The organism is Hydrogenophaga sp. OTU3427 (assembly GCF_038440225.1).
In the GTDB taxonomy this organism is placed as follows: domain Bacteria; phylum Pseudomonadota; class Gammaproteobacteria; order Burkholderiales; family Burkholderiaceae_C; genus Hydrogenophaga.
The window spans coordinates 1-2,654 of sequence record NZ_JASATI010000094.1 but is presented as its reverse complement, the minus strand read 5'-3'; the positions used below and the strand labels follow the sequence as shown (position 1 = coordinate 2,654).

Genomic DNA, 2,654 nt, shown 5'->3' with positions numbered 1-2,654 from the left:
CGTCCCAACCAAAACCCCTTAACGGGCCCAACTCGGGGAGGGCCCTGGGGGCGGGGGGCGGGCCGCCGGCCGAACGGTCGCCAATGCCATGAGACCGCTGCTGCGCCAGGCGGGGACAGCCGCCGCCACCCTGGCCTGTCCGGTGCCAGCTCCGCCCTCGATCGCAGCGACCTGTCGGCAGCTGCAGCATGAGCTGGACGAGGCGCGGGCCGAATTGACCCAGGTGCGTTCGCTGCTGGAACGCACACGGGAAGGCGAGCGCGCGGCGCGCCATCTCGCCAACCACGACGGACTGACGGCCCTGCCGAACCGCCGCGCCTTTCTCGACAAACTGACGCTCGCGCTGGTGCAAAACCGGGCACAGGGCCGTGATCTGGCCGTCATGTTCATCGATCTGGATCGCTTCAAGGACATCAACGACACCCACGGCCACCGGGTCGGCGACCAGTTGCTGGCCATCGTGGGCACCCGCCTGACGCAGGCGGTGCGCGCGGCGGACATCGCGGCGCGGCTGGGCGGCGACGAATTTGCCTGTCTGCTGCAACACGCGCCATCGCTGGCACACATCGCCCAGGTGGCCACCAAGCTGTTTGACGGCATCGCGGCGCCGATCCAGGTGGGTGGCCTGAGCCTGCATGTACACGCCAGCATTGGCATCGCCATCTGCAAGGATGGGCAGACGCTGGACGCCGAGCAACTGATGGCCCGTGCGGACAGGGCCATGTACCACGCCAAGCGGCAGCACTGCCGCTTCTGCTTCGCCACTCAGGAGGGTGGCGTCTCCGGTGTTTGATGCCGATCCGGGGTGGATGTTGGGGGCGCGGGCGGCGCCGAAAAGCGGTGCCACCAGGCGCCAAACGTGTCCATCTGGCCCGCCAGCGCGGCCAGCGCGCCCGGTGCCTTGAGCCAGGCGAAGGCGAGTGCCATCACACCGGCCAGGCCGGGCCCGCCACGCGGGCGTGTGCGCCGCGTGAGACCGAACGCCGCCACGGCGCCCAACACCGCGGCGACCAGCCACAGGTTGCGCCTGCTGCGTGCGCGGCGCCGGGCCTGCTGGTCCGTCGCGCCCTGGTGGTACAGGTAGCGGCGGATGCGCTGGCGCGAATGTTCCAGGCGCAGGCTGGCGGTGGTCATGGGCATGCCTTCGACTGCGGTGCTGGCTGGCTTGAGGTGACCCGGCGCGGCGCTGTTCGGCATGTCTGCGCCTTCGGCTGCGGTGCGAGCTGGCTTGGTACGGCCCGGTGCGGCGCTCATGGCGTGGGCGATCCGCGCAGCAGCGCCATGTCGGTCTGCCATTGAAGCTTGATCATGGCCAGACCGGCAGGCCGTGCCAGGCCGCGTGCGGCCAGCCACAACACCAACGCCAAAACCAGCGGCAGTGCCGGTGTGGCCAGCAGCACCCACAAGCGCTCGCCCGTCGCTTGCGGGGCGATGGCCCACAACATGGCGGCCACGCCCGCCAGCCCGGCACCCAGCAGTGCGCAGCCCAGCGCCGCCAGCTGCAGCAACACACGCCGTTGCCAGGTGGCCGAGGTCAGCGTGGCCTGCTCCAGCGCAAGGTCGGCATACCCCTGTGCGTGCGCCAGCAACCAGGCAGGATGTGCCGCCAGCAGTTGCACGAGTACCCGGACCATGTGGCGGCCCGGGCGGGCCTCATCGGCCGGTGGTGTCGGGTGCATGTTGCAGCAGCTTGTAGAGCGCCATCGCACCGGCACCCACCGCTGCCGCGATCAGCACCGCCTTCAGGGGGTCGTGCCGGATGTAGCTGGCGGTCTTGTGTGTGGCCCAGCGGGCCTGTTCGGTGAGGTCGCTCGAACCTTCCCGCATGGAAGCCATGCCCTGATGGGCGATGTCGCTGAGCCGTTCGGCGGCCTGGTGCAGCACCGGGGTGACGCTGTCCATGGCGCCGCCGATGACTTTGCCGGCGCTGTTGACGGCATTGCCGGCGCTGCTCAATGTGCGGGCGACTTCTTGTTCCGCTTGGTGGGTTTCGTTCATGGTGTTGTCCTTGTGGTGGTGAGGGCGATGGGCACGCTGGATGAGGTGCCGCTGCGCGAATGGCGCGTGGCCAGCATGGGCCCGCCGCCGCCGGCCGTCTGTGTGCTGTCGCACCGATGGCGGATCGGTCGTTCGTGCGACAGCGCACCGACGCCAGCGGCACACAGGCGCAAGGTGCATGAGCCGTTCATGGCGAACACAGAACCCCCCGACACCCCGTGGCGGGAGGCGTTTGCCCAAGGTGCCGGACGTGAGCCTGGTGCCTGGCCCGAGCGGTGATTGCGCGCGCTGCGGTGACCACCGCCGACCAGCGCGTGCAACACCATCCAGAAAGCCAAGAGGTTTGTCATGACACACACATTGCGCGGCGTCACCGCCATCCTGAGCCTTGTCGCCATCGTCGGCCTGAGCGCTTGCGCCGGCATGAACCGCCAGGAGCGCGGCACCGCCGTGGGCGCTGGCGTGGGTGCCGTGGGGGGCGCCATTCTCACGGGTGGCAGCACCGCCGGCACCCTGGGCGGTGCGGCGATCGGCGGCATCATCGGCCACGAGACCAACAAGTGAGCCGGCTGTAGGGCCTCCTCGCACCACCGGGGGGGGGGGGGGGGGGGGGGGGGGGCGGGGGGCGGGGGCACCGACAAAAAAAAAACACGAAA

At 69.9% G+C, this 2,654-nt stretch carries 6 protein-coding genes; 2 read left to right on the top strand and 4 right to left on the bottom strand.

What is annotated here, in order from left to right:
- Positions 1 to 88 precede the first annotated feature (88 nt).
- Positions 89 to 793, top strand: coding sequence for a GGDEF domain-containing protein (locus AAHB17_RS24355; protein WP_342133647.1), 705 nt, complete (start codon positions 89 to 91; stop codon positions 791 to 793).
- Here the strand turns inward: AAHB17_RS24355 and AAHB17_RS24350 are convergent.
- Genes AAHB17_RS24350 through AAHB17_RS24335 form a run of 4 tightly spaced genes read right to left on the bottom strand, consistent with a single transcriptional unit; the run spans position 766 to position 2,189 of the window.
- Complete coding sequence (locus AAHB17_RS24350) at positions 766 to 1,197, bottom strand: hypothetical protein (RefSeq protein WP_342133646.1); 432 nt, start codon at positions 1,195 to 1,197, stop codon at positions 766 to 768. The two genes, AAHB17_RS24355 and AAHB17_RS24350, sit on opposite strands and share 28 nt — an antisense overlap.
- Before the next feature lie 53 nt (positions 1,198 to 1,250).
- Positions 1,251 to 1,634 (bottom strand): hypothetical protein, encoded by a 384-nt coding sequence (locus AAHB17_RS24345; RefSeq protein ID WP_342133645.1) that lies wholly within the window; start codon positions 1,632 to 1,634, stop codon positions 1,251 to 1,253.
- Positions 1,635 to 1,653: 19 nt separating this feature from the next.
- Positions 1,654 to 1,998, bottom strand: coding sequence for a hypothetical protein (locus tag AAHB17_RS24340; protein WP_342133644.1), 345 nt, complete (start codon positions 1,996 to 1,998; stop codon positions 1,654 to 1,656).
- On the bottom strand, positions 1,995 to 2,189 hold the full coding sequence (locus tag AAHB17_RS24335) for a hypothetical protein (RefSeq protein WP_342133643.1): 195 nt from the start codon (positions 2,187 to 2,189) through the stop codon (positions 1,995 to 1,997). The genes AAHB17_RS24340 and AAHB17_RS24335 overlap by 4 nt, the downstream gene beginning before the upstream one ends.
- Positions 2,190 to 2,346: 157 nt before the next feature.
- On the opposite strand from AAHB17_RS24335, the gene AAHB17_RS24330 reads away from it, so the two are divergent.
- Entirely contained in the window at positions 2,347 to 2,562 is a 216-nt protein-coding gene (locus AAHB17_RS24330; protein WP_342133642.1) for a glycine zipper 2TM domain-containing protein, read from the top strand.
- Positions 2,563 to 2,654 lie beyond the last annotated feature (92 nt).

Bases quoted from the DNA above. Each gene is read 5' to 3' on its own strand.
- AAHB17_RS24355 (WP_342133647.1), top strand. From the start codon at position 89: ATGAGACCGCTGCTGCGCCAGGCGGGGACAGCCGCCGCCACCCTGGCC.
- AAHB17_RS24350 (WP_342133646.1), bottom strand. From the start codon at position 1,197: ATGCCGAACAGCGCCGCGCCGGGTCACCTCAAGCCAGCCAGCACCGCA.
- AAHB17_RS24345 (WP_342133645.1), bottom strand. From the start codon at position 1,634: ATGGTCCGGGTACTCGTGCAACTGCTGGCGGCACATCCTGCCTGGTTG.
- AAHB17_RS24340 (WP_342133644.1), bottom strand. From the start codon at position 1,998: ATGAACGAAACCCACCAAGCGGAACAAGAAGTCGCCCGCACATTGAGC.
- AAHB17_RS24335 (WP_342133643.1), bottom strand. From the start codon at position 2,189: ATGAACGGCTCATGCACCTTGCGCCTGTGTGCCGCTGGCGTCGGTGCG.
- AAHB17_RS24330 (WP_342133642.1), top strand. From the start codon at position 2,347: ATGACACACACATTGCGCGGCGTCACCGCCATCCTGAGCCTTGTCGCC.